The following is a 24,746-nucleotide window of genomic DNA, read 5'->3' on the forward strand; positions in this document are numbered from 1 at the left end:
ATTATTGTAATTCTATACTTTTAATTTTTGAATTCAAAATTTCAAGTATTGGACTTGTAATATCTAATTCTTTTTTACCTATTATGATGCCCTGTTTTGGAATGATGTATGAGATAGAATTTTTTTTAGCATAATCTGCAAGAATTGGAGTAAGTGACTTAGTTAGATTTCTTTGGGCAACATTTTTTATTTTTGTAATTTGATTAATTGTTTTATTTCGAGATACTTTGTAGTCTTCAACTTTTTTTTTAAATAATTGTACTTCAATGAGGTATTCTTTTTCGCTTAAAATATTTTTTTTTGAAATTATATTCTTTTCTTCAATTTGTAAATTTTTTTCAATTTCTTCAAATTTTTTTTTATTAGATTTTTTTTTTTCATCTAATTTCTTAATGATTGACTTCCCAGCTAGTGAATTATTCATCAAATAATCTATATCTAGATAGTAAATATTATTATTTGATAGAGCAATATTTGTATAAAAAAGAATAAATGCTGTGGTTAAATAAATACAGATTTTTTTGAAAGTCATTAAAATGTTGTACCAAGGTTAAATCTAAAACTTTCGGTTTTATCAGTAGAGCTTTTAGTAATTGGTTGAGACAATGAAAAATTTAGAGGTCCAATTGGTGTTAATAGATCCATTGCGACTCCTGTTGAGCTCCTAATTTTATTATTATCATCAATAGCACTATCATAATCGACACCCCATACATTAGCAGCGTCAATAAATAGAGAAAAATCTATATTTTGAAAGGATGGTAGAAGTTTAGGTAGTGTAGCACTGAAATTTAGAGCAGAAATATAATTACCACCAATGTAGTCATTATTTTCGGTTGGACCAATTTTACCAGATTCGAAACCTCTGAGTTTACTGCTAGGCATAAATAACCTTTTTGAGATTCTTACATCCTCATTACCAAGTGAATTTACAGCTTTTCCATAAAAACTAACTTTCGTAACCATTTCTGATATTTTCTGGTATCTGGTTGACTCAAATGAATTAACAATTTCATAATTATCTGACATTACTGGTAGTTCCTGTTGAAATATATTTCTAAAACCTTCATCTGGTCGAAATCTTTTATTTGTTAAGTTATAGTCTAAAGAATAGTTAAAATAACTATCAAAATAATTTCCTTCTTGTTTTTTAAGAGATGTTGATGCAGCGCTTGTTGTTTCAAGTTTTTCGTAGGAGATATCAACCTCAGGTCTAAAGTATAAATTTTCAAATTGTTCAAAAGAAGTACCTAGGGATACACCTAAATCTGATGTTTTGTAACCAAAGTCAGTTATATTATCAGTACTGGTACTTCTTATAGAGGTAAATAAAGAGTTATCTGAATAATTAAAATTAGGTTTTTCATATATAAATTGTCCCTTAATAGAATTTTCTGAAAATTGTAAATTTGAGTTTAATTTAATCCCCTTCCCTAAAAAATTATTTTCTTTTATACCTCCACCTATTGTGCCGCCTGATGTTCCAACACCAGCACCTAAAGAAATTTCTCCAGTAGGTTTTTCTTCAACAGTAAGATTTACCACCTTAAGACCTTCGCTAGAACCTGGAACAATATTAGTTTCTACTTTTGAAAAAATATTTTTTGCTTTAATATTATTTACAGATTTGTTGAATAAAATTTCATTATAAGGATCACCCTCATCTACTATTAAAGAGTTTCTAATAACCTCTTCAATAGTATAATTATTTCCTAGTATGTTAATTTTTTCAACATAAAATTTTTCGTTATCTTTTAAAGAAAATGAAATGTTCAATTTATTATTATCTATTATTGTTTCTTCTAGTGACGCATCAATAAATTGGTATTGTTTAGTAAGCGCTATTTTATCAACTTCTCTTAAAATTTTCTCAACTTTATCTAATGAGTACTCTTGATTTTTTAAATCTACTAAGGATTCATTAATTTTAGTAAAATATTTTGAATCGTAGTCTTCAGATAATACTAAAATTAATTCGTTAAATATAAATTTTTCACCAGAATTAATATTGAAAATTAACTTAAAAGAATCTTCATTATTAAATTCTACAAAAGAGTTTGTTATTTCTACGTTATAATAGCCATTATTTTTATAAAAATTTGTTAATAGTCTTTTGTCTAATTCTATTCTTTCAGAATTAAGATAAATAGATTGTGAAATAAATTTCCAAAATTTAGACTCTTCAGAGGTGATAATATTCTTAAGTTTTCTATCTTTCATTTTTTTATCTCCAATAAATTGGATTTCATGGATTTTAGCTCTTTTGCCTAAATTTATATCGTAAGTAAGTCTTGTAGAATTTTGTTCTTCATTTAATGTGGAGGTTGTTTTAACATCAGCGAAGTAATATCCGCTACTTTTCAAAATATTCTTTACTAAATTTAAATCTGATTGAAACAATGTTTCAATATAAGAACTACGGTTTTTTAATTTAATCTTATCAAATAATAGCTCAGTTAATTTTGTACTTTTAATACCATTTATTTGGACATCTTCAATGATTGGATTTTCAATGACGGAAATCTCTAAGATTGAATTATTAATTTTTAAGTTAATTTCTTTGAAAAAATTTGTCTCATAAATATTCTTAAGTACTGTATCTAAGTCATCGTCATTGTAACTTTTGTTAAAATCTATATCGCCGAAAATGATTATAGATTCTTTAGATATTCTCTTATTACCATCCACCTTAATTTCACTTATATTTTGAGCTATAGATAAAGTGGAAATAAAGAATAAAATAAAATTAATTCTTATAATTGTTTTAAACATAAGGTTTTATATAGTTAATTTGTTAATTTTCAAACTTACATAACTGTTCAATTTGATGATTTCATCAATATTTTTGACCTTAATTTTTTTAAATTTTGTGAATTCCTTCATTTTGATTATTTTCAATAAGAAAGTTGATATTTGATTAAATGTTATTTTTTTCTTTAAAAATAAATCAACCAATTTGTCGTTCGCACTTACTATAACAGTTTCAAATAATGAGTCATTGTGTGGCATCTTCTTTAAAATTTTTACAACTGGAAATTTAGTAGTATCTACCTTTGTAAAATTAAGTTTACTTAATAGATTAAAGTTAAGTTTTTGCGTTCGAATTTTTTTTTCATACTTGCTATAAAAAGAGTTAAAAATTGGAATTTTCATATTTGTATCGTGTATTAACATTTTAGTTAAGCCATTATTAAATTTAATAATAGCATGAACATAGGAAGCTGGGTGTATTAAGATGTTTAATTGACTATACTTATAATTAAAAATTTTTTTAGCTTCTATAATTTCAAAAACTTTATTCATCAATGTTGCAGAATCTATTGTTATTTTTTTTCCCATTTTCCAATTAGGGTGATTAAGCGCCTGTTTTATAGTAATTTTTTTAAACTTATTTAAATTTAATTTGTTAAAGGGTCCCCCTGATGCTGTAATAAATACTTTTTCTATATTAATATTTTTAGCATCATCAATTAAAGACCATATTGAAAAATGTTCTGAATCTACTGGTATAAATTTAACTTTAAATTTATCTAATTCTTTTTTTATTAATGACCAGCCACAAATGATAGACTCTTTATTGGCTATTGCTATATTCTTTGTAAACCTAATTGTTTTTAAAGTGGGGCTTAAACCATCCAAACCAGAAATTGCATTTAATATATAGTCAGCTTTTTTTTTATTAAAAATTTTATGTATTGAATCATAGTTATTATAAATATTAATTTTTTTATTTTTAAGTATTTTTTTAATTTTTAAAAAACTTTTTTTTTCTCCAACAACAATATTTCTAACTTTAAAAATTTTTAATTGTTTAAGCAATTCATTAATATTTCTATTTACAGATAATAATAAAATGTCACAATTTTTTTTATCTTTTTTAAGTATGTCTAAAAAAGATTTACCAATTGAACCGGTCGAGCCTAAAAGTACTATTTTTTTTCTCATATTAGTTTAAAAAATTTAACAAAAGTATACCTAGCGGCACAGCAAAAATTATGCCATCCATTCTGTCAAGTAATCCTCCGTGACCAGGAAGAAGATCGCTAGTATCTTTAACTCTAGCTTTTCTTTTTAAAAAAGAGATGAATAGATCCCCTATTTGGGAAATTAAAGAAATTACAATTGTTAGTATTATTAAAGTAAGCAAGTCGTATATAATTACTTCATTATAAAATATTGGTATTAAAATCATCGATAAAACAATTGAACCAATGGATCCTGATATAGTTTTATTAGGGCTTATTTTAGTAAGTTTTTTTCCTTTAAAAGTTTTTCCAAATACTAATCCACCAATGTCAGATAAAATTGCAATTAAAACTGAATACAATAAATATATTTTTAAATCTGTATAATCAGATTCTATTATAAATATAAAATAAACCAAAATAGATAAATACAGTAATGAAGCTGACTTTGATATATACCTAAAAAAATGGTCCTGATATCTATTGCCTTTTATAATTTTAGAAATCAATGCATAAAATTCAATCCATATAATTATTGCTATAATCATTATTGAACCAATCATTATAAATGTATAAAAATACATTGCTGCCAATAAAGAAAGTAAAATAATAGATGTGAATATTCTTTTTTTTAATTCGTTATTCATCATATTGAGCCAAAATTTCTTTTTATGGATTTAAATTTATTTAATATTTTCTTAAAATCATTACTTTTAAAGTCAGGCCATAATTTTTTTTCAAAGAAAATTTCTGTGTATGCCAACTGCCATAGCATAAAATTACTTAGTCTCTGAGTATTTCCAGTTCTTATCAAAATATCTGGATCTATTATATTTTTTGTAAATAAATTATTATCAATATTTTTTTCATTTATTTTAATTTTTTTTTTCCTGATGTTTTTTATAGAGTTAATTAATTCACTTTTGGAACCATAATTCAATGCAACATTTACCTGTAAAGATGAATTTTTTGATGTTTTTAATTCTGAATTTTTTATAATTTTTCTTAATCTAATGGGTAACTTATTTATCTCTCCTATAAATTTTAGTTTAATTTTTTTTTTTAATAGGTTATCAATTTTATTTGTCAAAAAATTCTCCAATAAATTAAATAAATAATTTATTTCTTTTTTTGGTCTTTTCCAATTTTCAGTTGAAAAGGTATAGAGTGTTAAATATTTAATATTTATCTTTAAACATTCATCAATAACAGACTCAACTGTATATAACCCTGCTCTATGACCTGCGTTTCTTGAATTTTTATGTTTAATACCCCACCTTCCGTTTCCATCCATGATGATGGCCACATGTTTGACTGGGTTCATATGGTCATTATTTCTTTTTCTTTGGCTTCAACTTTAGTATCTATGATTTTAATATGCTCATCCGTAAATGTTTGTACTAATTTTTCATTAATCTTTTCATCATCTTCACTAATTATTTTTTCTTTAACTAAGTTTTTTAAATCATCATTCGCTTCTCTTCTAATATTTCTTATTGAGATTTTACACTTTTCACCCATAGATTTGATTAATTTTTTAATCTCAGTTCTTCTTTCTTCATTTAAATCTGGTACGGGCAACCTAATCAATTGTCCATCGATTTGAGGATTTAAACCTAATTCTGATTTTTTAATTGCAGTATCAACAAGTGGAACATTATTAAGATCCCAAACTTGTATGTTAATTGTTCTAGCATCCGGAGTTGTTATGCTTGAAACTTGATTTAAAGGCATCGCTTGACCATAAACTTCCACCTTAACAAGATCTAACATTGAAGCATTTGCTCTACCTGTTCTTAATGATGTTAATTCTTTCTGAAAAACCTCAATGGTTTTATCCATCTTCTGGCTGTATGTTTTTTCATTAAACATTTATTCACCTATTTTAATTCTAAGAAAATTGTTAATCTTTAAATCTGGTATGTTTAGTTCTTTTATAATATCTTGAACTTTCTTTTTTGGTTCCATAACCCATGCTTGTGTTAATAATGCATTTTCCTCTTTAAACTTATTCATTTTACCTAAGCTAATTTTTTGTGCAATCTCCTCTGGTTTTCCTGAATTTTTTAACTCCTCTGTAACAAGATCCTGTTCTTTTTGAAGAAGGTCTTTATCAATTAAATCTGAACTTAAAGCCAAAGGATTTGAAGCTGCAATATGCATTGAAAGTTGTTTACCAAATGCTTTAACATCTTCACTATCGTTTGAGGTCTCAAGTGAAGTTATGACTGATAATTTAGACAAATTATCTTTAACTACAGTATGCAAATAATTAAAATTTTTAGAACCTGGTTGGCTAAATGTTTTAGCTTTACCAAGTGTTATCTTTTCTCCCATTTTTGCAATTAATGCAACAAGGCTATCTTCAACTGTTTCTCCATTTGCCATTTTTGACTTATTGAGTTTCTCTAAGTCAGACGAATTTTGATTATTTAATTCACTTAATTCTTTCGCAAAAGATACGAAGTCATCATTTTTAGCAACAAAGTCTGTTTCACAGTTAATTTCAATAACAGATATTTTGTTTTCATCACCTGAAGTTGCAATAACACCTTCTTTAGCATCTCTTGACATTTTTTTTGATGCTTTAGAAATTCCTTTTACTCTTAAAATTTCAACAGCTTTATCTAGATCACCTCCAGATTCTTTGATTGCTAAATTACAATCTTTAAATCCAGCACCGGTTGCTTCACGTAATTGTTTTACTTTTTCTATATCACTCATGTTAATTTAGTTTTTCCTTATCTTTTTTTGAAAATTTAGCATCTAACTTCTCTCTATCAATCTCCTGAATAGTTTTTGATGAAGTTTCTTTTGTTTTTGTCTCATCAACATCTGGTTTTTCTTCAGATTTAGATGGAGCAGCTTTTTTTGCATTTTCAATAGTTTCTTTTACTAAATTACAATACAAATCAATTGCTCTTCTAGCATCATCATTACCAGGAATTGGGTAATCAATACCATCAGGGTTAGAATTGCTGTCAAGTATAGCACAGATTGGAATACCTAATTTAGAAGCTTCAGCAATAGCTAGAGATTCATAATTAGTATCAATAATAAAAACTAGATCGGGAACCTTTTTCATTTCTGCAATTCCACCTAATGCTCTTTCTAATTTATCTTTTTTAACACTCATCTTTAATAGTTCTTTTTTTGTAAAGCCTCTATTTTCAGCTACAAGATCAGCCTCATATTTTTTCATCTTTTTAATTGATCCTGAGATTGTTCCCCAGTTGGTTAGCATTCCACCTAACCATCTGTAGTTTACAAAGTATTGTCCAGTTTCTTTTGCAACTTCAGCAATAGCTTCTGATGCTTGTTTTTTTGTAGATACAAAGAGAATTTTGCCATTATTGGCTATCGTATTGTAAACTTTTTCCAAAGCTACATTGGTTAATTCTAATGTTTGAGTTAAATCAATAATATGAATTGAATCTCTTTTTCCAAAAATGTATTTTTTCATCTTTGGGTTCCATCTTAAGGTCTTATGACCTAAATGAACGCCTGCTTCTAATAGTTGTTGGATAGTTAGACTTGGTATTTTCATATTTATTCCCGGTTAAGCCACCACAGTAATTTCCATTTAAGGACCGGAGGTATAAAACCACAAACTGTGTGCGTGTTAATTTAATTTAAGAGTTATTTACAAATTATTCATGGAACAAACAAGTCTTTTTTAATGAATAATTGTCAAAATATCTTTATTTCTGATGATATTAATAGCTTTCCTGTCAATTAGACGCTTGTTTTTCAATTTAAAGCTAATCTCATTGTTTTTATCAGTTATATTAATTTTTACCTCAGTTGTCCCCTCTTCATTCACTAAATCAGATATTTTATCGATGTCTTTAATTGATTTAATATTAAATACGATTTCATTAACAGGCTTATTAAAGAGATCCTTGAGAGAAGCTATTTTTTGAACATTTATTCTTTTAAATCTATTCTCATCGTTAGAAATGGTTTTGATCAAGGTTATGATTAAAGAGCTACCCTCAACTAAAGCCTCTCTATTAAGTTCTAAAATATCTGAAAAAATAAAGAGCTCAAAAACACTAGTTAAATCAGTGAACTTAATAACACCGTATGAATTACCTTTTGCAGTTTTTCTTTCAGTGATTTTTAAAAGTGTAGCTGCGATATTTGCCTCTTTTATTGTATCATCTAAATTAAACTGTGCATAATCGACAATTTTATAGTCGTCAAAAATTTCTTTGAATTGATTTAAAGGATGGTCAGATATAAAAAAACCGATAGCTTCAAATTCTCTTGATAAACGATCCTCAAACTTCCAATCTTCAATATTTAAAACTATTTCATTATCCTGCTCTTCATCTGAGCCAAAAAGATCAATTTGATTTGCTGCTTTGTTTTCATAAATATTTTTTGTTTTTAAAATAAAATTTGGAATAGAATTAAATAAGGCTTGTCGATTGTTATCTATATTATCAAAAGCTCCTGCTTTAACCAAACCTTCTAATTGAAGTTTATTTATATCTTTAGGATTAACTCTATTTAAAAAATCATTTATAGATTTAAAATCTCCATTTTCATTTCTTTCTTTAACAACATTTGATATTGCTTCATAACCAACACTTTTAATTCCACCGAGTGCATAATAAAAATTATTGTCATCGAATTGAAAATCTGCAAAACACTTATTAATATCAGGTCGTATAACTTTAATATTAATTCTTTTTAGTTCTTCATGGAATTCACCCAATTTATTTTGATTTGAAATATCCATTGTCATAGAAGCTGCAAAAAACTCTTTAGGATAATAGGTTTTTAAAAAAGCTGTTTGATAGGAAATTATAGCATAAGCAGCAGCATGACTTTTGTTAAATCCATATTCAGCAAATGGTTCAATTTTTAAAAATATACTAGCTGCAACTTCTTTGCTAATTCCATTTTTCAAAGCACCAGCAATAAATCCCTGTTTCTGCTTTTCTAATTCAGCTCTTTTTTTTTTACCCATAGCTCTTCTTAAAATATCTGCCTCACCAGCGGTAAAACCAGAGAGTTTTTGCGCTATTTGCATCACTTGTTCTTGATAAATAATAACTCCATAAGTAGGTTTTAAAATATCCTCAAGTAATGGATGCAAATAATCAGGTGTTTGTCTTCCGTGTTTACAGTCATTGTAAATTGGTATGTTGCTCATAGGTCCTGGACGGTAAAGAGCAACAAGAGCAATAATATCTTCAATATGGTTGGGTTTCATTTGCAACAAAGCTTCGCGCATACCAGCACTTTCAACTTGAAATAATCCAACAGTATTACCAGAAGATAAAAGTTCAAAAACTTTTTGATCATCAAAATCAATATCTTCAATTTTGAAATCTTTAACTTTTTTATTAATCAATTTTTGTGTTCTATTAATAACTGTTAAAGTTTTTAATCCTAAAAAATCAAACTTGATTAAGCCAGCATTTTCTGCTGAATACATATCAAATTGTGTTGATGGCAACAGCAAGTCTGCTGCAGCATCTTTGTATAAAGGTACAACTTCTGTTAATTTTCTATCAGCTATTACAACACCTGCTGCATGAGTTGCTACATTTCTATTTAAACCTTCTAATTTTAAAGAAAGATCAGTTAATTTTTTTACACGTGGGTCTTCATTAACTAATTTTTGAAGTCGTGGTTCACTATTTATACACTCTGTTAGACTCTGAGGTCTAGAAGGGTCAAAAGGGATCATCTTTGAAATACTGTCAACAAAACCATATGGTAAGCCTAATACTCTACCAACATCTCTAATAACCATTCTTGCTTTTAATTTTCCAAATGTAATTATATGAGCAACACTATCTTTATATTTTGTAGTTAAATATTTAAAAACAAGATCTCTTTTTTCCTCACAAAAATCTATATCAAAGTCAGGCATTGATACTCGATCAGGGTTTAAAAATCTTTCAAATATTAGATTAAATTTAATCGGGTCAACATCAGTAATGGACAAACACCAAGCAACTAGAGAGCCAGCCCCAGAACCTCTACCAGGTCCTACTGGAATATCGTTATTTTTAGCCCATTTAATATAATCAGATACAATCAAAAAATAACTTGGATATTTCATTTCGATTATGATTTTTAACTCATGATCTAGTCTATCTTTGTATTTCAAAAATTTATCATCTGTTTTTAAATTGTTTTCTTCAATTTTAAAAACTTTTTGGAATTTTTCTTTTAATCCGTCTAGCGAATCTTTTTTAAGCATTTCATCAGCATTGCCTCCTTTTTCAGAACTAATATTTGGAAGTACAGGTTTTGAAAACTGTGGTCTAAAATTACATTTAAATGGTAAATTGAAGTTATTTTCTAAAGCTTCAGGAAGATCTGAAAATAGCTTTGACATTTCTTCATTAGATTTAAAATAATGCTGGTTGCTATATTTAATTCTATTTTTTTCATTAACATAAGTTTTAGAACCAATGCACGTTAAAGCATCATGAGCTTCGTGCATGTCAGGTGTTAAGTAATAAACTTCATTTGTAGCTATAATTGGTATTTGAATTTTTAAAGATTGTTCTAAATTGAATTTTTCAAAAGCAATTTCGTTTTGATCACCATGTCTTTGGATTTCTAAGTAAAAATTATCATTAAATTTTGATGATAAGCTTCTATATAGTTTTGATATTTCATCTAAACGACCTTTTTCAAATAGTTTACCGAATAACCCTTGAATAGTTCCAGAAAGTAAGGACACACCTTCAGTGTCTATTAAAAGATCTTTTACATCTAAATGAGGGTCAGATAATGCATCATTTTCAAGGTAAGACCTTGAGGAAAGTTCAATAATTTTCTTATATCCATTTTCGTTAAGAGCTATTAGGGGTAATAGCCCTGTTGTATCTTCAAATCTAAAATAAATTTGAGTGCCAATAATTGGCTGTGTACCAACCTTAGAAATATTTTCAGCGAACTCTAATGCACCACATAAATTAGATGTGTCTGAAATGCCTAAACAAGGTATTTTTTTTTCTTTACAAAAATCTTTTAAGTTATCAATTTTGATAGCACCTTCACAAATTGAATATTGTGTGTGAATTTTTAAGTGATTAAAGTTTTGATTATTTAATTCTGGCATTGATAGTTTTTATATTACCATCAATCATTTCTAATTTGCAATCAGCCATATTAGCAAAAAATCTATTGTGAGTTGCATAAATTATTAATCTATTTTTATTTTTTAATTTATATAAAACATTAAAAACCTCTTTAGCAGTAGTATGATCTAAGCTGCCAGTAGGCTCGTCTGCTAATATAATTTCAGGTTCATTAATTAGTGCTCTAGCAATTGCAATTCTTTGCATTTCACCTCCTGATAGTTCAGATGGAAAATGAGCTTCACGTGATGAAAGACCCATTGTTTTTATAATTGCTTTTGCTCTTTCAATTGAATTTTTTTTATCATTAGTTAAAGCTAAACCAGCTAAATAAACATTCTCTAATGCTGTAAAATCTGGAAGTAAATTATTTTGTTGATAGATAATACCAATTTTACTTGATCTGATTTTATCATTTTTTGCATTTTCATTAAAGTTTACTGGTGTTTTATTAATTAACAATGAACCAGTGGTAGGTTTATCTATTAGTGACAAAACATTTAATAATGTAGACTTTCCAGATCCAGATGGACCAACTAGAGAATAAATCTTACCTTTTGTAAAAGAATAATTAATTTTTTTTAAAACATTTATTTTTTTATTGTTAGAAAAAGATTTAGATATGTTCTTTAAGGATATCAAATTATTCATACTTAAGTCCTTTAACAGGGTCTAATTTTGAAGCTTTTATTGCTGGAAAAATTGAAACGATAATAGTTATAAAAATTGAACAAAGAGAAATTATAAAAATTGAAGTTGGGTTTATTTCAGAGGGCATTGTGCTCAAAAAATAAATCTCTTCAGGAAACAGGCTAATATTAAATGTATTACTTAAGAATTCTCTCAGGTTATCAATGTATAAAGAAAATATTACACCTAAAAAGACTCCAAAAAGTGTTGCTGTAGTTCCAATAATAACACCAACAAGAAAAAATATCTTAACAATAGACTTGTTCAGGACACCAATGGACTTAAGGATAGCTATATCTCTTGTCTTGTTTTTAACCAAAATTGTAAGACCCGAAATAATGTTAAAAGCAGCTACTATAATAATCAAAGATAAGATTATAAACATTACATTTCTTTCAACCTTTAATGCAGAAAACAATGGGCTATTCATATCAGCCCAACTATATACAAATTCATTTTTGAATATTTCTTGAATTTTACTTTTTGCTTCTTCAATATTTGATGGTTTGTTCAAATAAATTTCTAGGTTACGCTCTTCTTTTTTAAAACTAAAAAAGTTTTCCAATGTTTCTAAATTTATAAAAGCAATATTTGCATCAAAATCCGCTAAACCACTATCAAAGATAGATCTAATGATAAAAGTTTCTTGCCTAGGTAAACTTCCTATTATTGTTTCAATGCCTACTGGAGACATTATTGATACTTTATCTCCTACACTAAGATCTAAATTAAAACTTAATTCTTTACCTATTGATATCGAATTCTTTGTTAATTGGTTTGATTTACCAATTAAGTTTCCTTTTTTTACAACATCAAGTTTTAGAAAGTTTTCTCTACTATAACCTCTCAAAATTAAACCTTTTGTGTAGTTTTTGCTAATAACAATTGCTTCACCAGAATTACTAAGTATTAATTCTTTTGAAATTAATTTTAGATTTTCACTATTTAGTTTTTCTAAATTAATAGAAGTCTCATATGGCTTAACAGTGACATGAGCATTAAACCCTACAATCTTATTAATTAACTCACTTCTAAAGCCATTCATAACAGACATCACAATAATAAGTACAGCAACACCAAGGCTAATTCCAATAAATGAAAAAATGGATATTATATTTAAAAAACCGTCTTTTTTTCTGGTTTTTAAATATCTAAGTGTAATTTCTTTTTCTAATGCAGAAATCAATTTTTTAATTTTTGTTCAGTTAAAATTTGAGTTATTTGATCTAGTGTTAAACTTTTTGGATCCTTTCCGATCTCTTTAAACTCTAATAAATTATCTTCTGAATTTTTTCCTAAAATTATTTGATAAGGCACACCTATCAAATTAAATTTTTTAATTTTAGATGAAAGATTTTCATCCATATCATCAATAATTGTATCAATATTTTTACTTTCAAAATGTTTAAAAAGTTTATTTGCTTTATCTAATGCCGATGTATCATTTTTGTTAATCATAGGTATTATTGCAAGTTCGTATGGTGCTACAGAAAATGGCCATTTCATTATTTCATCTTTTTGATCATATTTAGCTTCTATAATTGCTCCAACTAACCTTGATACACCAATTCCATAAGATCCCATTTTAACAAAATCTTTTTTGCCACCTGGAAGGTCTACAGCTGCATTTAAAGCTTTTGAATACTTATCTCCAAAATAAAAAATGTGACCTACCTCTATACCTTTTGTAATTAGTCTATTTTCTTCTGACACCTTTTCTTCAAATTCATTTTTATTAAATTTTTCATCGGCTACAGCGTAATATTGTTCATATTTTTTTCTTAAGTCTTGTAAGGATTGTCTATCTAATACAGTTCCTTCACTACCTAAATCAAAAACTCTTTTATCTGTAAAAATTTTACTTTCTCCTGTATCTGCTAAAATAATAAATTCATGAGATAGATTTCCACCAATTGGTCCCGTATCAGCTGCCATCGGTATTGCTGAAAGTTCTAATCTCTTAAATGTATTTAAATATGAGAAAAAGAATTTATTATACGAGAATGTTGCATCTTCGTCATTAACGTCAAACGAATATGCGTCCTTCATATAAAACTCCCTACCTCTCATTATTCCAAATCTTGGTCTAACTTCATCTCTAAATTTCCATTGTATATGATATAATAATTGAGGAAGTGATTTATAAGATTTAACACTTGATCTAAATATATCTGTAACTAACTCTTCATTGGTTGGTCCATAAAGCATTTCTCTACCTTGGCGGTCTTTAATACGAAGCATTTCATCACCATAATCGTCATAACGACCACTTTCTTTCCAAATATCACTGGGTTGTATAGTTGGCATAAGTATTTCTTGGGCACCAATTTTATTTTGTTCTTCTCTTACTATTTGTTCAATTTTTTTCATCACCTTAAAACCTAAAGGTAGCCATGAATAAATACCTGCTGAAGATTGTTTAATCATACCAACCCTTAGCATTAACTGATGTGATTTAATTTTAGCTTCTGATGGGTTATTTTTTAATATTGGAATGAATGACTTTGAAATATACATTTTTAATTAATTATATATCTTAAATTTAAATATTCATATTTTATCAATAAATAAATTATCACGAAAATAACTGTTGTAATACCAGTACAATAAATGAATTTTTTTAGCATCTTAGGATTTTCAGGAGAACCTGCGTCTTCACCATCAATTTTGATAGATTTTTGTCTATTTACATCAATTGGAAGGATTGTAAAAAAAACTATCCACCAAATTATTATATAAATTATAGCAAGACCTGTTGCACTCATTTAAATTCTTACTAGGTTGATATTGATAAATGGTCTTTTACCAGTGAAATCTTTAGCACATTTTCTACATGTTATTTTTAAAGCATCAATTAAATTAAATTCTTGCTTTTTACTTTTTATAGAAAAAGTTCTAGTTGTTTTTTCGATTGCTTCTTCTAATTCGTATATAAACTCATCAACATCATAAACAGGCAGTCCTCTAAAAGTTAATACGGGTCTTTTGTGGATATTGCCTTTTGCAGTAATTAAAATAGTAACCTCCATATATCCATTTGCACTAATATTTTTTCTATCTTTAATTGATTGAGCATCTTCTTCTACACTCATATTACCATCCAAATAAAGTCTACCGCTTGGTGCTTTATCAAAAACATGTGGTTTACCAGGCGCTAATTTTACAATATCTCCATTTTCAACTTGAACAGGATGTGGAACTTTCATTTCTTTAGCAAACTTCATATGTTCAATCATATGTCTGTGTTCACCATGAACAGGAACTGCACATTGAGGTTTTACCCAATCGTACATCTCTCTAAGATCATCTCTATTGGGGTGTCCAGAAACATGAACAAATTCGCTTTCTTCTGAAATAACTTCAACACCATCTTTAACTAGTTGATTTTGTAATTTATACAATTTTTTCTCATTACCTGGAATAATTTTTGAAGAAAAAATAACAGCATCATCTTTTTCAATGAATACATCTGGGTGAGTATTACTAGAAATTCTCATTAGTGCTGCCATAGGTTCCCCTTGGCTACCTGTGCAAAGATAAACTATTTTTTCTCTAGCAATTTTTTTTGCATCACGCGCATCGACAGGTTCAATAACATTTTTTAAATAACCACATTGTCTTGCTGCTTTAAATATTCTATGCATGGACCTTCCTACTAACGATATTTGTCTACCAGTTTTTTCTGCACAATAAAAAGCTGTTTCCATACGTGCAACATTTGATGCAAAAGAAGCCATAACAATTCTTTTTTTAAGGCTACCCATGATATTTAATAAGCTTTTTCTAACATCTAACTCTGAACCAGCTTTACCCATGCTAAATACATTTGTTGAGTCACAAATCATAGCAAGCACACCCTCATTACCAATTTCTTTAAGTCTATCTGAATTGATCTTTTCACCAATAAGTGGCTCAGGATCAATCTTCCAATCACCAGTATGCAGTATTACACCTGCTGGAGTTTCAATTCTAAGACCATTAGGCTCAAGGATTGAGTGAGTTAGAGTTATATATTCTATTTTAAATGGATCTAAATTTACTGTTCCATTTAATTGAACTATTTTGAGAAACTTGGTTACATCTATATTTTTTTCTTTAAATTTTTCTTTTATTAAAACTGCAGTAAATGGAGTTGCAAAGATTTTACATTTAAGTTGAGGCCAAAGATGTGCGATCGCACCAATATGATCTTCATGTGCATGAGTTAAAATAATACCTAAAAGGTCATCTTTTTTATCAACAATAAATCCAGGATCTGGGTAAATAAGATCAATACCGGGTAAAGTATCATCAGCAAATGTAACCCCAATATCAACCATGATCCATTTATGCTCACCAGGTTTACCGTAGGCAAATAGGTTCATATTCATACCAATTTCTCCGGACCCTCCTAGAGGGCAAAATAATAATTCATCTTTCATATTTATTTAATTAAAGTAGTGGCTCTGATTAGGCCTTTAATTGTTATGTCTTTATTTAATGTAACTTTCGTTTTTATTGAATTTTTGAATAAACCAGAAAATCCTCCAGTAATAATAATTTTAAAGGACATCTGGGTCTCTTTCTTAATTAAATTAACAATATTGTCAATTAAACCCTCATAGCCCCAAAAAAAACCAGCTCTAACAGCACTAATAGTGTTTAATCCAATTACTCTATTTGTTTTTTTTAAATTGATCTTTGGAATTTGTGATGCTTTATCGGTTAATGTATCCAATGAGAGTTTAACACCAGGTGCTATAACGCCACCATGATAAGTGTTTTTAATCAAGACATCAAATGTGGTTGCAGTTCCAAAATCTAAAATTATAAAATTATCCTTATTATTAATAATGCTAATTGCATTTGCTAATCTATCTGAACCAATTTGTTTATAATTAACTTTAATCTTAATCAATTTATTTAACTTAAGTTTTTTTAGTTCGAGACACTTAATTTTATAAACTTTATTAAAAAAGCTTTTAACTGCATTAAATTTTTTTGGTACAACGCTGCAAAATAAACATTTATTAATTGATTTATTTTTTAAATTTAGGCCAAGTAAAGATTTATTAAGTGAGGGGTGATTTATTTTTTTTGTTAACAAAGTAACACGTTTAATGATAATATTTTTAGAATTTACCAAACAAATTTTAGTTTCCGTATTTCCTATATCACCAACAATAATCATTTTAAATTTCTATCTAAGTTTTTTATATTAAATTCAGGAAACATTGGAATAAAAGTTTCATAAATTTTTTTTAACCTTAAAGCAGCATAATTAGGGGTAATTTTGATACCAGTTAAGTCAAACAAATTTGTAGTTAAATAGTTTTTTATAGTTGGACTCTTAGTCAAATTTATACCCACTCCAACAACAATATATTTTTCACCAGATTTAGTTAATATTTCTTGTAAAATACCTGAAATTTTCATTCTATTTATTAATAAATCATTTGGTTTTTTAATTGTAATTTTACCATTATAAAATTTTGATAATAATTTTTTAACTAAAAGACAGTTAACTTTTGTTAAATCTTTCAATGATAATTGGACTTTGTTAATTTTAAAAAAAATACTAACAAATAAATTTCCTTTAAAAGAAGTCCATTTTTTTCCATATTGACCCCTTCCCTTTTTTTGCTTTTCAGCAATTATAATTCCAGATTTATTATTGGTTTTTTTAATTATTTGTATAGCTAGATCGTTAGTACTATTTACAGTTTTAAAATTGAACTTTTTTAATTTCATTAAATAATATTAATTCTAGATACAATTTCCACTAATTTGCTTGGAAAAATAAAATATAAGAGAATTAATAATGTTGAAAAAGTCAGGGATCCTTTTAGCCAAATATTATGATCTGTGTCATAACTTTCCTTTTCTTTATCAAAGTAAATAACCTTAATTATTTTGAGATAATAAAATGCAGCTATTACCGTTGATAAAAGACCTACAATAGCCAAGAAGTACATTGACTGCTCTATGACAGCTTTAAAAATATAAAATTTTGCAAAAAAACCAGCTAGTGGAGGAATGCCAGCTAATGAAAAAAGGATAGCTAGTAATGATAAAGATAAAATTGGATGATTTTTTGATAGCCCTGATAAATCATCAATGGTTTCATAGTACGCATCATTTCTCTTTAACATCAACAGGCAACTAAAAAAAGCAAGATTCATAACCAAGTATATCGACATATATACAATGGAGCTTTGAATGCCTTCGTTTGAACCTGTAGACAAACCAGCTAGAGCATAACCCATATGACCAATTGAACTATATGCAATCAACCTTTTAAGATTATTTTGACCAATTGCAGCAATAGCACCAAAGATCATAGAGGCGATTGATAAAAATATTAATATAGGTTGCCATTGATCGATCATATTAACAAAAGGTATATATAAAAATCTTATGAATACCGTAAGAGCAGCAACTTTTGGTACAATTGCAAAGAATAATGTGACAGCAGTTGGAGAGCCTTCATACACATCTGGTGCCCACATGTGAAATGGTACAGCTGATATCTTAAATGCCAAACCAACAAGTATAAAAACAATTCCAAATGTTAAACCATAATGAGATGAATTCATTACATCACCAATAACATTAAAATTAGTTGATCCAGAAAACCCATAAACCAAAGAACATCCATACAACAATAATCCTGATGATAAAGCACTCAAAACAAAATATTTTAGTCCAGACTCTGAAGACTTTAATTGATCTCGATTAAATGATGCTAACACATATAAAGCTAAAGATTGCAACTCAAGACCTATATAAAAAACCATAAGATCATTTGAACTGATCATTACCATCATGCCTAAAATTGAAGAAAGAATTAAAACTGGATATTCTATTAAAAAAATCTTAAATATTTTGAGATATCTTGTTGAAATTGATAAAACAAATGCACCTCCTAAAATAGTGAGTATTTTCATAAATGATGAAAGATTATCCACAACGTATCCATCATTAAATAGTGAAATATTTTGATCTAACGGATTATTAAAAATTAAAATGCCCGTAATAAGTAAAGAACCTACTGCTAGATTATGAATAATATTTGAGCTATTCTTTTTATAAACTCCAAGAAGCAATAAAAACATTATAGACAAAGATATAAATATTTCAGGTAGTATAAAATTTAAATTATCCATTAATTTTGTACCTCTGTTATATTCATATTTAAGTTAAAATTGTACATCTCTATTAAATCTTTTACAGAAATTTCAATCGTATTAATAAGAGGTTCTGGATAAAATCCAAAAAATAAAACTGGTATTGCTAAACACCACAAAATAAATTTTTCTGAATTATTAAGGTCAGGCATTTTTAAAAGTTCTTTATTTTTAATCTCTCCAAATACAACTCTTCTATATAGCCACAACATATATGCGGCGCCAAAAATAACACCTAAACTAGCTATAACTGCTACTAAGAAATTATCTTTAAATGCCCCCATTAGTATTAAAAATTCACCTATAAAACCACTAGTACCGGGTAAGCCTAATGCAGCTAAAGTGAAAAGCATAAATAATATAGAATATTTAGGCATAACCGAAACTAAGCCACCATAAGTTGCTATTAATCTGGAGTGCATACGATCATAAACAACTCCAACACATAAAAACAATGCTGCTGAAACCAAACCATGACTTATCATTTGAACTATACTTCCTTCAATACCTTGTTGGGTAATTGTAAAAATACCTAATGTAACAAATCCCATGTGTGCAACTGAAGAATACGCTATTAACTTTTTCATGTCTTCTTGCATCAGCGCAACAAGAGATGTGTATACAATAGCAATCAAACTCAAGGCATAAACAAGAGGCGTAAATAAATCAGAAGCTACTGGGAAAAGTCCTAAAGAAAACCTAATAAACCCATAACCAGCCATTTTAAGTAATATAGCTGCAAGCAAAACAGAGCCAGCAGTAGGAGCTTCAACGTGTGCATCTGGCAACCAAGTGTGTACAGGCCACATTGGAGTTTTCACAGCAAAAGAACTAAAGAAACCTAACCATAATAAATTTTGATATTTGGTGTCTATACCAAGTTCATAAAGCTGAGTTATATCTGTGGTTCCTGATATCCAGTAGATCGAAATTATAGCAATTAGCATTAAAACAGAACCAAGTAATGTGTATAAGAAAAATTTAAATGCTGAATATACTCTTCTTGCTCCACCCCATATTCCAATTATTAAAAACATAGGTATCAATCCAGCTTCAAAAAATAAATAAAATATAACAAGATCAAGAGAGCAAAAAACACCAATCATTAAACTTTCCATTACTAAGATAGCAATCAGGAAATCTCTAAGTCTGTCTTTAACAGTATTGTTAACTGAGATTATACAAAGTGGTGTTATTAGCGCAGTTAAAACTATAAATAAGATTGATATTCCATCAATACCTATCTTATAATTAATAATTCCCTTTAACCATTCTCTATCTTCAACAAACTGAAAATCAGAAGTAGTTGGGTCAAACTGATACCAAAGATATAAAGAAATTAAAAAGTTAACAAACGATGTAAATAAAGCAACATATTTACCTGTATTAGAATTCTTATCTTTAGAAAATAATAGAAACAAAGAGCCCACTACAGGAAGTAAAATTAAAGATGATAAAATTGGAAAATTCATTAATTTAAAATTAAAAATGTTAATAATGCAGAAAATCCTAATAATATCATAAATGCATATTGATAGATAAATCCACTTTGAAATTTACTTGCTTTTAAAGATAACCTATTAATCAATGAAGAAACTCCATCTGGTCCAAATTTATCAATAATTTTAACATCAACCACCTTCCAAAAAAATATTCCTAATTTTTTTGAAAACTTAATAAACAAAACATTATAAAGTTCATCGAAATACCATTTGTTTATTAAAAAGTTATGTAATGGTTTATTGGATTGAGCAATTCGATTTGGAATATCTTTATCTTTAACAAATAAATAATAAGCAATTGGAATGGAGGTTAATACAAGTGCTGGTGTAGTTAAAAGAAACAATAAAGGAGGGTGTTCTGTACTTAATGGATTTAAAAATTTAATTGAATCTCCCCAAAAACTATTTCCACCACTATTGCCAATGAACAAATCCTTAAATAAAAAACCAGCAAAAATAGCTCCAATAGCAAGTATAAATAAAGGTAAAAGCATTACTAATGGGGATTCGTGCATTTCGTTAATATTAATTTTTTTATTATTATAATCTCCATGAAACGTTTTAAAAATTAATCTCCAAGAATAAATTGATGTTAAAACAGCAGTCATAATTCCTACACCTGCTGCATAATATCCTGTTGTATTTCCTTTAAGATACGCAAATTCTATAATTGCATCTTTTGAATAAAAACCAGATAAGAATGGAAAACCAGTAAGAGCTAATGTTCCAATAATCATAAATATATAGGTGTATGGAAGTTTTTTATAAACACCTCCCATCTGATTAATATCTTGCTCATCTTTAAATGAGTGAATTACAGATCCAGAACCTAAAAAAAGTAAAGCTTTGAAAAAGGCATGAGTAAATAAGTGAAACATAGCAACATTATAAGCACCTACTCCTGCCGCAAAAAACATATAACCAAGCTGACTACAAGTTGAGTATGCAATTATTTTTTTTATATCAGTTTGCACTAAAGCTACAGTTGCAGCAAAAAAAGCTGTAGTCATTCCAACAACAGTAATTATATTTAGTGTAAGAGGTGAGTATTCAAAAATTGGAGAACATCTTACAACTAAAAAAACACCAGCTGTAACCATGGTAGCCGCATGAATTAAAGCTGAAACTGGTGTGGGGCCTTCCATGGCATCTGGCAACCAAGTGTGTAAGAAAATTTGTGCTGATTTACCCATTGCACCTATGAATAAAAGAATACAAATTAAATCAATTGCTCCAACATTCATTCCTAAAAATAAAAGTTTTTTTTCAACAATTTGTGGAATTTGATTAAAAACTTCTACATAGTTTACAGTACCAAATAAATAAAAGATTAAAAAAATTCCTAAAGCAAAGCCAAAATCACCTACTCTATTTACCACAAAGGCTTTTATTGCAGCTGCATTTGCTGTTTCTTTTTTAAACCAAAAACCAATCAAGAAATATGAACAAAGCCCTACACCCTCCCATCCAAAAAATAGCTGAAGAAAATTATCAGAGGTAACCAATGTTAGCATTGAAAAAGTGAAAAGTGACAAATAAGCCATGAATCTTGGCTTATGTGGATCATGAGACATATAACCAATTGAGTAAATATGCACTAAAGCTGAAACTAAAGTTACAACAACAAGCATTACAGATGATAAAGCATCAACTTTAATAGACCAATTAACATCTAAAGTTCCAGAGTTAATCCAAGTTGCTACAACTACATTACTTTCATATCCGTTAACAATTACTTGATAGAATAATATAATTGAAAGTAACGCTGAAATTGACACAAAAAGACTAGTTACAATTTCTGAATTCCTATCACCTAAATATTTACCAAAAAAACCTGAAGTTATTGAGGCTAATAATGGAAGAAATATTAAAGCTAATTCCATATTATCCTTTTAAACTGTCAATTTTCTCAACATCAATTGTTGATGAGTTTCTATAATAGACAACAATAATTGCTAAACCTATTGCCGCCTCTGCCGCTGCAACAGTTAATATAAAAAGAGTGAATATTTGACCAGAAATATCGTTTAAAAATATTGAAAATGAAACTAAATTGATATTTACAGCTAATAAAATAAGCTCAATACTCATTAATATTACTATAATATTTTTTCTATTTAAAAATAATCCGACTATGCCGATAGTAAAAATTATTGCAGCCAATGTAAGATAGTGACCTAAACCTATACTAATCATCAGATTTAACTCCTTTATTGTTCTCAACATCAATTAATTCAACACCATCTGATCTTTCACGAGATATTTGACTAAAATAACTTTGTCTTTTAACTCCAGATCTTTGTCTGAATGTAAGAACAATAGCACCTATCATTGCAACTAATAAAATCATTCCACTTAACTGAAAAACATGAATGTAATCTGTATATAGAACGTAACCAATTGAATGAGTATTGGTTATATTTTTATCTATTGTTAAAGACATTGCCGAGACAAGATCAGGTTTATATTTCCATCCACCAATTACGATTATTAATTCAAAAAATATTATAACACTTACTATTAGTCCAATAGGTATATGCTTTGAACTTTCCTGCGCACTAAACCACTGGTTTTTTTGTTGAGCTACATTTAACATCATAACTACAAATAAAAATAAAACAGCAACCGCACCTACATATACAATTAACATGATCATTCCCAAAAACTCAGCACCAATCATTATAAATAGACATGAAATACTTATGAAATCTAAAATTAAAAAGAAAACAGAATGAACGGTGTTTTTAGATACTGTTACCATTATAGCAGAAACAATTGCTATAAAAGAAAACGTATAAAAAAATATTGCGTGTGCTAACATGATTATCTGTGAGTGTTATCAGCTTTAATATTGGCTGCTAAAACATTTTCCCATCTATCTCCATTATCGAGTAATTTTTCTTTGTTATAATATAGCTCTTCCCTTGTTTCAGTTGAAAATTCAAAATTAGGCCCCTGTACAATCGCATCAACTGGACAAGACTCTTCACAAAGACCACAATAAATACATTTCATCATATCAATATCATATCTAGTAGTTTTTCTACTACCATCAGCTCTTTCAGAGGATTCAATTGTGATTGCTTGAGCTGGACACACAGCTTCACATAACTTACATGCGATACATCTTTCTTCACCGTTAGGATATCTTCTTAAAGCATGTTCACCTCTAAATCTTGGGCTTATTTTCCCTTTTTCAAAAGGGTAATTTATTGTTTTTTTAGATTTAAATATTTCTTTGATAGCGATATTTAAGCCACCTAAAAAATCTAATAAAAAAATTGTTTTAAATATTCTTGAAATTTTCATAATTAATTAACCGGTAATAAGTTGAAGTAAAACAAATAACTAGCTGTTAGAACTACCCAGGTTAATGATAATGGTAAAAATATCTTCCATCCTAGTCTCATTAATTGATCGTATCTATATCTTGGAACAATAGCTTTAACCAAAGCAAACAAAACAAATAAGAATAAAATTTTAAAAATCATCCAAATTGCGCCTGGAATTAAGTTAAATGGATAAAGATCAATAGGCGATAGCCACCCACCTAAAAAAAGTATTGACCCCATAGCGCACATCAAAAGAATATTTGCATATTCTCCAAGCCAAAACATTGCATACATCATGCCTGAATATTCAGTTTGATAACCCGCAACAAGTTCTGCTTCTGCTTCAGGCAAATCAAATGGCGGTCTGTTTGTCTCCGCTAATGCAGAAATAAAGAAAATCACAAACATTGGAAATAATGGAATTATAAACCATAAATTTTCTTGAGCCATAATTATATCGTTCAAATTTAAAGAACCAACACAAAGCAAAACGTTAATAATAATAACTCCAATTGATACTTCGTAAGAAACCATTTGTGCGGCAGATCTAATAGCGCCTAAAAAAGGATATTTTGAATTTGAAGCCCAACCACCCATAATAATTCCATAAACACCTAAAGAAGAAACAGCAAATAAATAAAGGACACCTACATTAATATCTGCCAATACTTGAGTTGTGCTGAATGGAATAACAGCCCACGAAACTAAGGCCAAAGTCATAGTTACAATTGGTGCTAGTATAAAGATTACTTTATTTGAACTTGAAGGAATTATAACTTCTTTAAAAATATATTTTAATGCATCAGCTAATGATTGAAGCAAACCAAAAGGTCCAACAACATTAGGTCCTTGTCTTTTTTGTACAAAGGCCCAAATACGTCGGTCAAGCCACACAATCATAGCCACAGAAACTAAAACAGGAACTAATAAAAATAATATTTTGTAAGTTTGTAAAAAAATAATATTAAGATATTCCATA

General features: G+C 28.1%; 23 protein-coding genes. All 23 read right to left on the bottom strand.

What is annotated here, in order from left to right:
- Position 1 precedes the first annotated feature (1 nt).
- The 23 genes from AC5SLN_RS03495 to nuoH all read right to left on the bottom strand — a co-directional run bounded on the left by AC5SLN_RS03495 (position 2) and on the right by nuoH (position 24,745).
- The gene (locus AC5SLN_RS03495) at positions 2 to 532 is read right to left on the bottom strand and encodes an OmpH/Skp family outer membrane protein (RefSeq protein WP_494594183.1); all 531 of its coding nucleotides are present in this window, start codon (positions 530 to 532) and stop codon (positions 2 to 4) included.
- Positions 532 to 2,772: an outer membrane protein assembly factor BamA gene (gene bamA / locus AC5SLN_RS03500; RefSeq protein ID WP_494594185.1), complete on the bottom strand. Its 2,241-nt coding sequence runs from the start codon at positions 2,770 to 2,772 to the stop codon at positions 532 to 534. Before bamA ends, AC5SLN_RS03495 begins: the two co-directional genes overlap by 1 nt.
- 6 nt (positions 2,773 to 2,778) lie before the next feature.
- Positions 2,779 to 3,945, bottom strand: a complete 1,167-nt coding sequence (locus tag AC5SLN_RS03505) for a 1-deoxy-D-xylulose-5-phosphate reductoisomerase (protein ID WP_494592745.1) — start codon at positions 3,943 to 3,945, stop codon at positions 2,779 to 2,781.
- Position 3,946: 1 nt separating this feature from the next.
- Positions 3,947 to 4,612 carry a phosphatidate cytidylyltransferase gene (locus tag AC5SLN_RS03510; RefSeq protein ID WP_494592747.1) on the bottom strand — a complete coding sequence of 222 codons (666 nt, stop codon included), beginning with the start codon at positions 4,610 to 4,612 and terminating at the stop codon, positions 3,947 to 3,949.
- Positions 4,612 to 5,289, bottom strand: coding sequence for a polyprenyl diphosphate synthase (uppS, locus tag AC5SLN_RS03515; protein WP_494592749.1), 678 nt, complete (start codon positions 5,287 to 5,289; stop codon positions 4,612 to 4,614). The genes AC5SLN_RS03510 and uppS overlap by 1 nt, the downstream gene beginning before the upstream one ends.
- Positions 5,286 to 5,837, bottom strand: a complete 552-nt coding sequence (gene frr, locus AC5SLN_RS03520) for a ribosome recycling factor (protein WP_271766376.1) — start codon at positions 5,835 to 5,837, stop codon at positions 5,286 to 5,288. The genes uppS and frr overlap by 4 nt, the downstream gene beginning before the upstream one ends.
- The gene (tsf, locus tag AC5SLN_RS03525) at positions 5,838 to 6,689 is read right to left on the bottom strand and encodes a translation elongation factor Ts (RefSeq protein WP_494591216.1); all 852 of its coding nucleotides are present in this window, start codon (positions 6,687 to 6,689) and stop codon (positions 5,838 to 5,840) included.
- Between the two features lies 1 nt (position 6,690).
- A complete protein-coding gene (gene rpsB, locus AC5SLN_RS03530; RefSeq protein WP_494592752.1) occupies positions 6,691 to 7,512 on the bottom strand; it encodes a 30S ribosomal protein S2 in 822 nt (273 codons plus the stop codon).
- A gap of 129 nt (positions 7,513 to 7,641) precedes the next feature.
- Positions 7,642 to 11,058: a DNA polymerase III subunit alpha gene (dnaE, locus tag AC5SLN_RS03535; RefSeq protein ID WP_494592754.1), complete on the bottom strand. Its 3,417-nt coding sequence runs from the start codon at positions 11,056 to 11,058 to the stop codon at positions 7,642 to 7,644.
- Positions 11,042 to 11,728 (bottom strand): ABC transporter ATP-binding protein, encoded by a 687-nt coding sequence (locus AC5SLN_RS03540; RefSeq protein ID WP_494592756.1) that lies wholly within the window; start codon positions 11,726 to 11,728, stop codon positions 11,042 to 11,044. The genes dnaE and AC5SLN_RS03540 overlap by 17 nt, the downstream gene beginning before the upstream one ends.
- On the bottom strand, positions 11,721 to 12,953 hold the full coding sequence (locus AC5SLN_RS03545) for an FtsX-like permease family protein (RefSeq protein ID WP_494592758.1): 1,233 nt from the start codon (positions 12,951 to 12,953) through the stop codon (positions 11,721 to 11,723). Before AC5SLN_RS03545 ends, AC5SLN_RS03540 begins: the two co-directional genes overlap by 8 nt.
- Positions 12,950 to 14,284: a proline--tRNA ligase gene (proS, locus tag AC5SLN_RS03550; protein ID WP_494592760.1), complete on the bottom strand. Its 1,335-nt coding sequence runs from the start codon at positions 14,282 to 14,284 to the stop codon at positions 12,950 to 12,952. The genes AC5SLN_RS03545 and proS overlap by 4 nt, the downstream gene beginning before the upstream one ends.
- A gap of 2 nt (positions 14,285 to 14,286) precedes the next feature.
- Positions 14,287 to 14,532 (bottom strand): DUF1467 family protein, encoded by a 246-nt coding sequence (locus AC5SLN_RS03555; RefSeq protein WP_011282023.1) that lies wholly within the window; start codon positions 14,530 to 14,532, stop codon positions 14,287 to 14,289.
- The gene (locus AC5SLN_RS03560; RefSeq protein ID WP_006997020.1) at positions 14,533 to 16,188 is read right to left on the bottom strand and encodes a ribonuclease J; all 1,656 of its coding nucleotides are present in this window, start codon (positions 16,186 to 16,188) and stop codon (positions 14,533 to 14,535) included.
- Positions 16,189 to 16,190: 2 nt separating this feature from the next.
- On the bottom strand, positions 16,191 to 16,937 hold the full coding sequence (locus AC5SLN_RS03565) for a type III pantothenate kinase (RefSeq protein WP_494592762.1): 747 nt from the start codon (positions 16,935 to 16,937) through the stop codon (positions 16,191 to 16,193).
- Complete coding sequence (locus AC5SLN_RS03570) at positions 16,934 to 17,497, bottom strand: biotin--[acetyl-CoA-carboxylase] ligase (protein ID WP_494592764.1); 564 nt, start codon at positions 17,495 to 17,497, stop codon at positions 16,934 to 16,936. Before AC5SLN_RS03570 ends, AC5SLN_RS03565 begins: the two co-directional genes overlap by 4 nt.
- The gene (nuoN, locus tag AC5SLN_RS03575) at positions 17,497 to 18,912 is read right to left on the bottom strand and encodes an NADH-quinone oxidoreductase subunit NuoN (RefSeq protein WP_494592766.1); all 1,416 of its coding nucleotides are present in this window, start codon (positions 18,910 to 18,912) and stop codon (positions 17,497 to 17,499) included. Before nuoN ends, AC5SLN_RS03570 begins: the two co-directional genes overlap by 1 nt.
- A complete protein-coding gene (locus AC5SLN_RS03580; RefSeq protein WP_494592768.1) occupies positions 18,912 to 20,405 on the bottom strand; it encodes an NADH-quinone oxidoreductase subunit M in 1,494 nt (497 codons plus the stop codon). The genes nuoN and AC5SLN_RS03580 overlap by 1 nt, the downstream gene beginning before the upstream one ends.
- Positions 20,405 to 22,318 carry an NADH-quinone oxidoreductase subunit L gene (gene nuoL / locus AC5SLN_RS03585; RefSeq protein ID WP_494592770.1) on the bottom strand — a complete coding sequence of 638 codons (1,914 nt, stop codon included), beginning with the start codon at positions 22,316 to 22,318 and terminating at the stop codon, positions 20,405 to 20,407. The genes AC5SLN_RS03580 and nuoL overlap by 1 nt, the downstream gene beginning before the upstream one ends.
- 1 nt (position 22,319) lies before the next feature.
- Positions 22,320 to 22,628 carry an NADH-quinone oxidoreductase subunit NuoK gene (gene nuoK / locus AC5SLN_RS03590; RefSeq protein ID WP_026225064.1) on the bottom strand — a complete coding sequence of 103 codons (309 nt, stop codon included), beginning with the start codon at positions 22,626 to 22,628 and terminating at the stop codon, positions 22,320 to 22,322.
- Positions 22,624 to 23,256 carry an NADH-quinone oxidoreductase subunit J gene (locus tag AC5SLN_RS03595; protein WP_006997027.1) on the bottom strand — a complete coding sequence of 211 codons (633 nt, stop codon included), beginning with the start codon at positions 23,254 to 23,256 and terminating at the stop codon, positions 22,624 to 22,626. The genes nuoK and AC5SLN_RS03595 overlap by 5 nt, the downstream gene beginning before the upstream one ends.
- 2 nt (positions 23,257 to 23,258) lie before the next feature.
- A complete protein-coding gene (nuoI, locus tag AC5SLN_RS03600; RefSeq protein ID WP_494592772.1) occupies positions 23,259 to 23,744 on the bottom strand; it encodes an NADH-quinone oxidoreductase subunit NuoI in 486 nt (161 codons plus the stop codon).
- A gap of 2 nt (positions 23,745 to 23,746) precedes the next feature.
- The gene (gene nuoH / locus AC5SLN_RS03605; RefSeq protein ID WP_018414060.1) at positions 23,747 to 24,745 is read right to left on the bottom strand and encodes an NADH-quinone oxidoreductase subunit NuoH; all 999 of its coding nucleotides are present in this window, start codon (positions 24,743 to 24,745) and stop codon (positions 23,747 to 23,749) included.
- Position 24,746: the final 1 nt, after the last annotated feature.

The organism is Candidatus Pelagibacter sp. PS_31, assembly GCF_059417865.1.

Coding starts and splice junctions, on each gene's coding strand:
- AC5SLN_RS03495 (WP_494594183.1), bottom strand. CDS start 532: ATGACTTTCAAAAAAATCTGTATTTATTTAACCACAGCATTTATTCTT.
- bamA (WP_494594185.1), bottom strand. CDS start 2,772: ATGTTTAAAACAATTATAAGAATTAATTTTATTTTATTCTTTATTTCC.
- AC5SLN_RS03505 (WP_494592745.1), bottom strand. CDS start 3,945: ATGAGAAAAAAAATAGTACTTTTAGGCTCGACCGGTTCAATTGGTAAA.
- AC5SLN_RS03510 (WP_494592747.1), bottom strand. CDS start 4,612: ATGAATAACGAATTAAAAAAAAGAATATTCACATCTATTATTTTACTT.
- uppS (WP_494592749.1), bottom strand. CDS start 5,289: ATGAACCCAGTCAAACATGTGGCCATCATCATGGATGGAAACGGAAGG.
- frr (WP_271766376.1), bottom strand. CDS start 5,837: ATGTTTAATGAAAAAACATACAGCCAGAAGATGGATAAAACCATTGAG.
- tsf (WP_494591216.1), bottom strand. CDS start 6,689: ATGAGTGATATAGAAAAAGTAAAACAATTACGTGAAGCAACCGGTGCT.
- rpsB (WP_494592752.1), bottom strand. CDS start 7,512: ATGAAAATACCAAGTCTAACTATCCAACAACTATTAGAAGCAGGCGTT.
- dnaE (WP_494592754.1), bottom strand. CDS start 11,058: ATGCCAGAATTAAATAATCAAAACTTTAATCACTTAAAAATTCACACA.
- AC5SLN_RS03540 (WP_494592756.1), bottom strand. CDS start 11,728: ATGAATAATTTGATATCCTTAAAGAACATATCTAAATCTTTTTCTAAC.
- proS (WP_494592760.1), bottom strand. CDS start 14,284: ATGTATATTTCAAAGTCATTCATTCCAATATTAAAAAATAACCCATCA.
- AC5SLN_RS03555 (WP_011282023.1), bottom strand. CDS start 14,532: ATGAGTGCAACAGGTCTTGCTATAATTTATATAATAATTTGGTGGATA.
- AC5SLN_RS03560 (WP_006997020.1), bottom strand. CDS start 16,188: ATGAAAGATGAATTATTATTTTGCCCTCTAGGAGGGTCCGGAGAAATT.
- AC5SLN_RS03565 (WP_494592762.1), bottom strand. CDS start 16,937: ATGATTATTGTTGGTGATATAGGAAATACGGAAACTAAAATTTGTTTG.
- AC5SLN_RS03570 (WP_494592764.1), bottom strand. CDS start 17,497: ATGAAATTAAAAAAGTTCAATTTTAAAACTGTAAATAGTACTAACGAT.
- nuoN (WP_494592766.1), bottom strand. CDS start 18,912: ATGGATAATTTAAATTTTATACTACCTGAAATATTTATATCTTTGTCT.
- AC5SLN_RS03580 (WP_494592768.1), bottom strand. CDS start 20,405: ATGAATTTTCCAATTTTATCATCTTTAATTTTACTTCCTGTAGTGGGC.
- nuoL (WP_494592770.1), bottom strand. CDS start 22,318: ATGGAATTAGCTTTAATATTTCTTCCATTATTAGCCTCAATAACTTCA.
- AC5SLN_RS03595 (WP_006997027.1), bottom strand. CDS start 23,256: ATGTTAGCACACGCAATATTTTTTTATACGTTTTCTTTTATAGCAATT.
- nuoI (WP_494592772.1), bottom strand. CDS start 23,744: ATGAAAATTTCAAGAATATTTAAAACAATTTTTTTATTAGATTTTTTA.
- nuoH (WP_018414060.1), bottom strand. CDS start 24,745: ATGGAATATCTTAATATTATTTTTTTACAAACTTACAAAATATTATTT.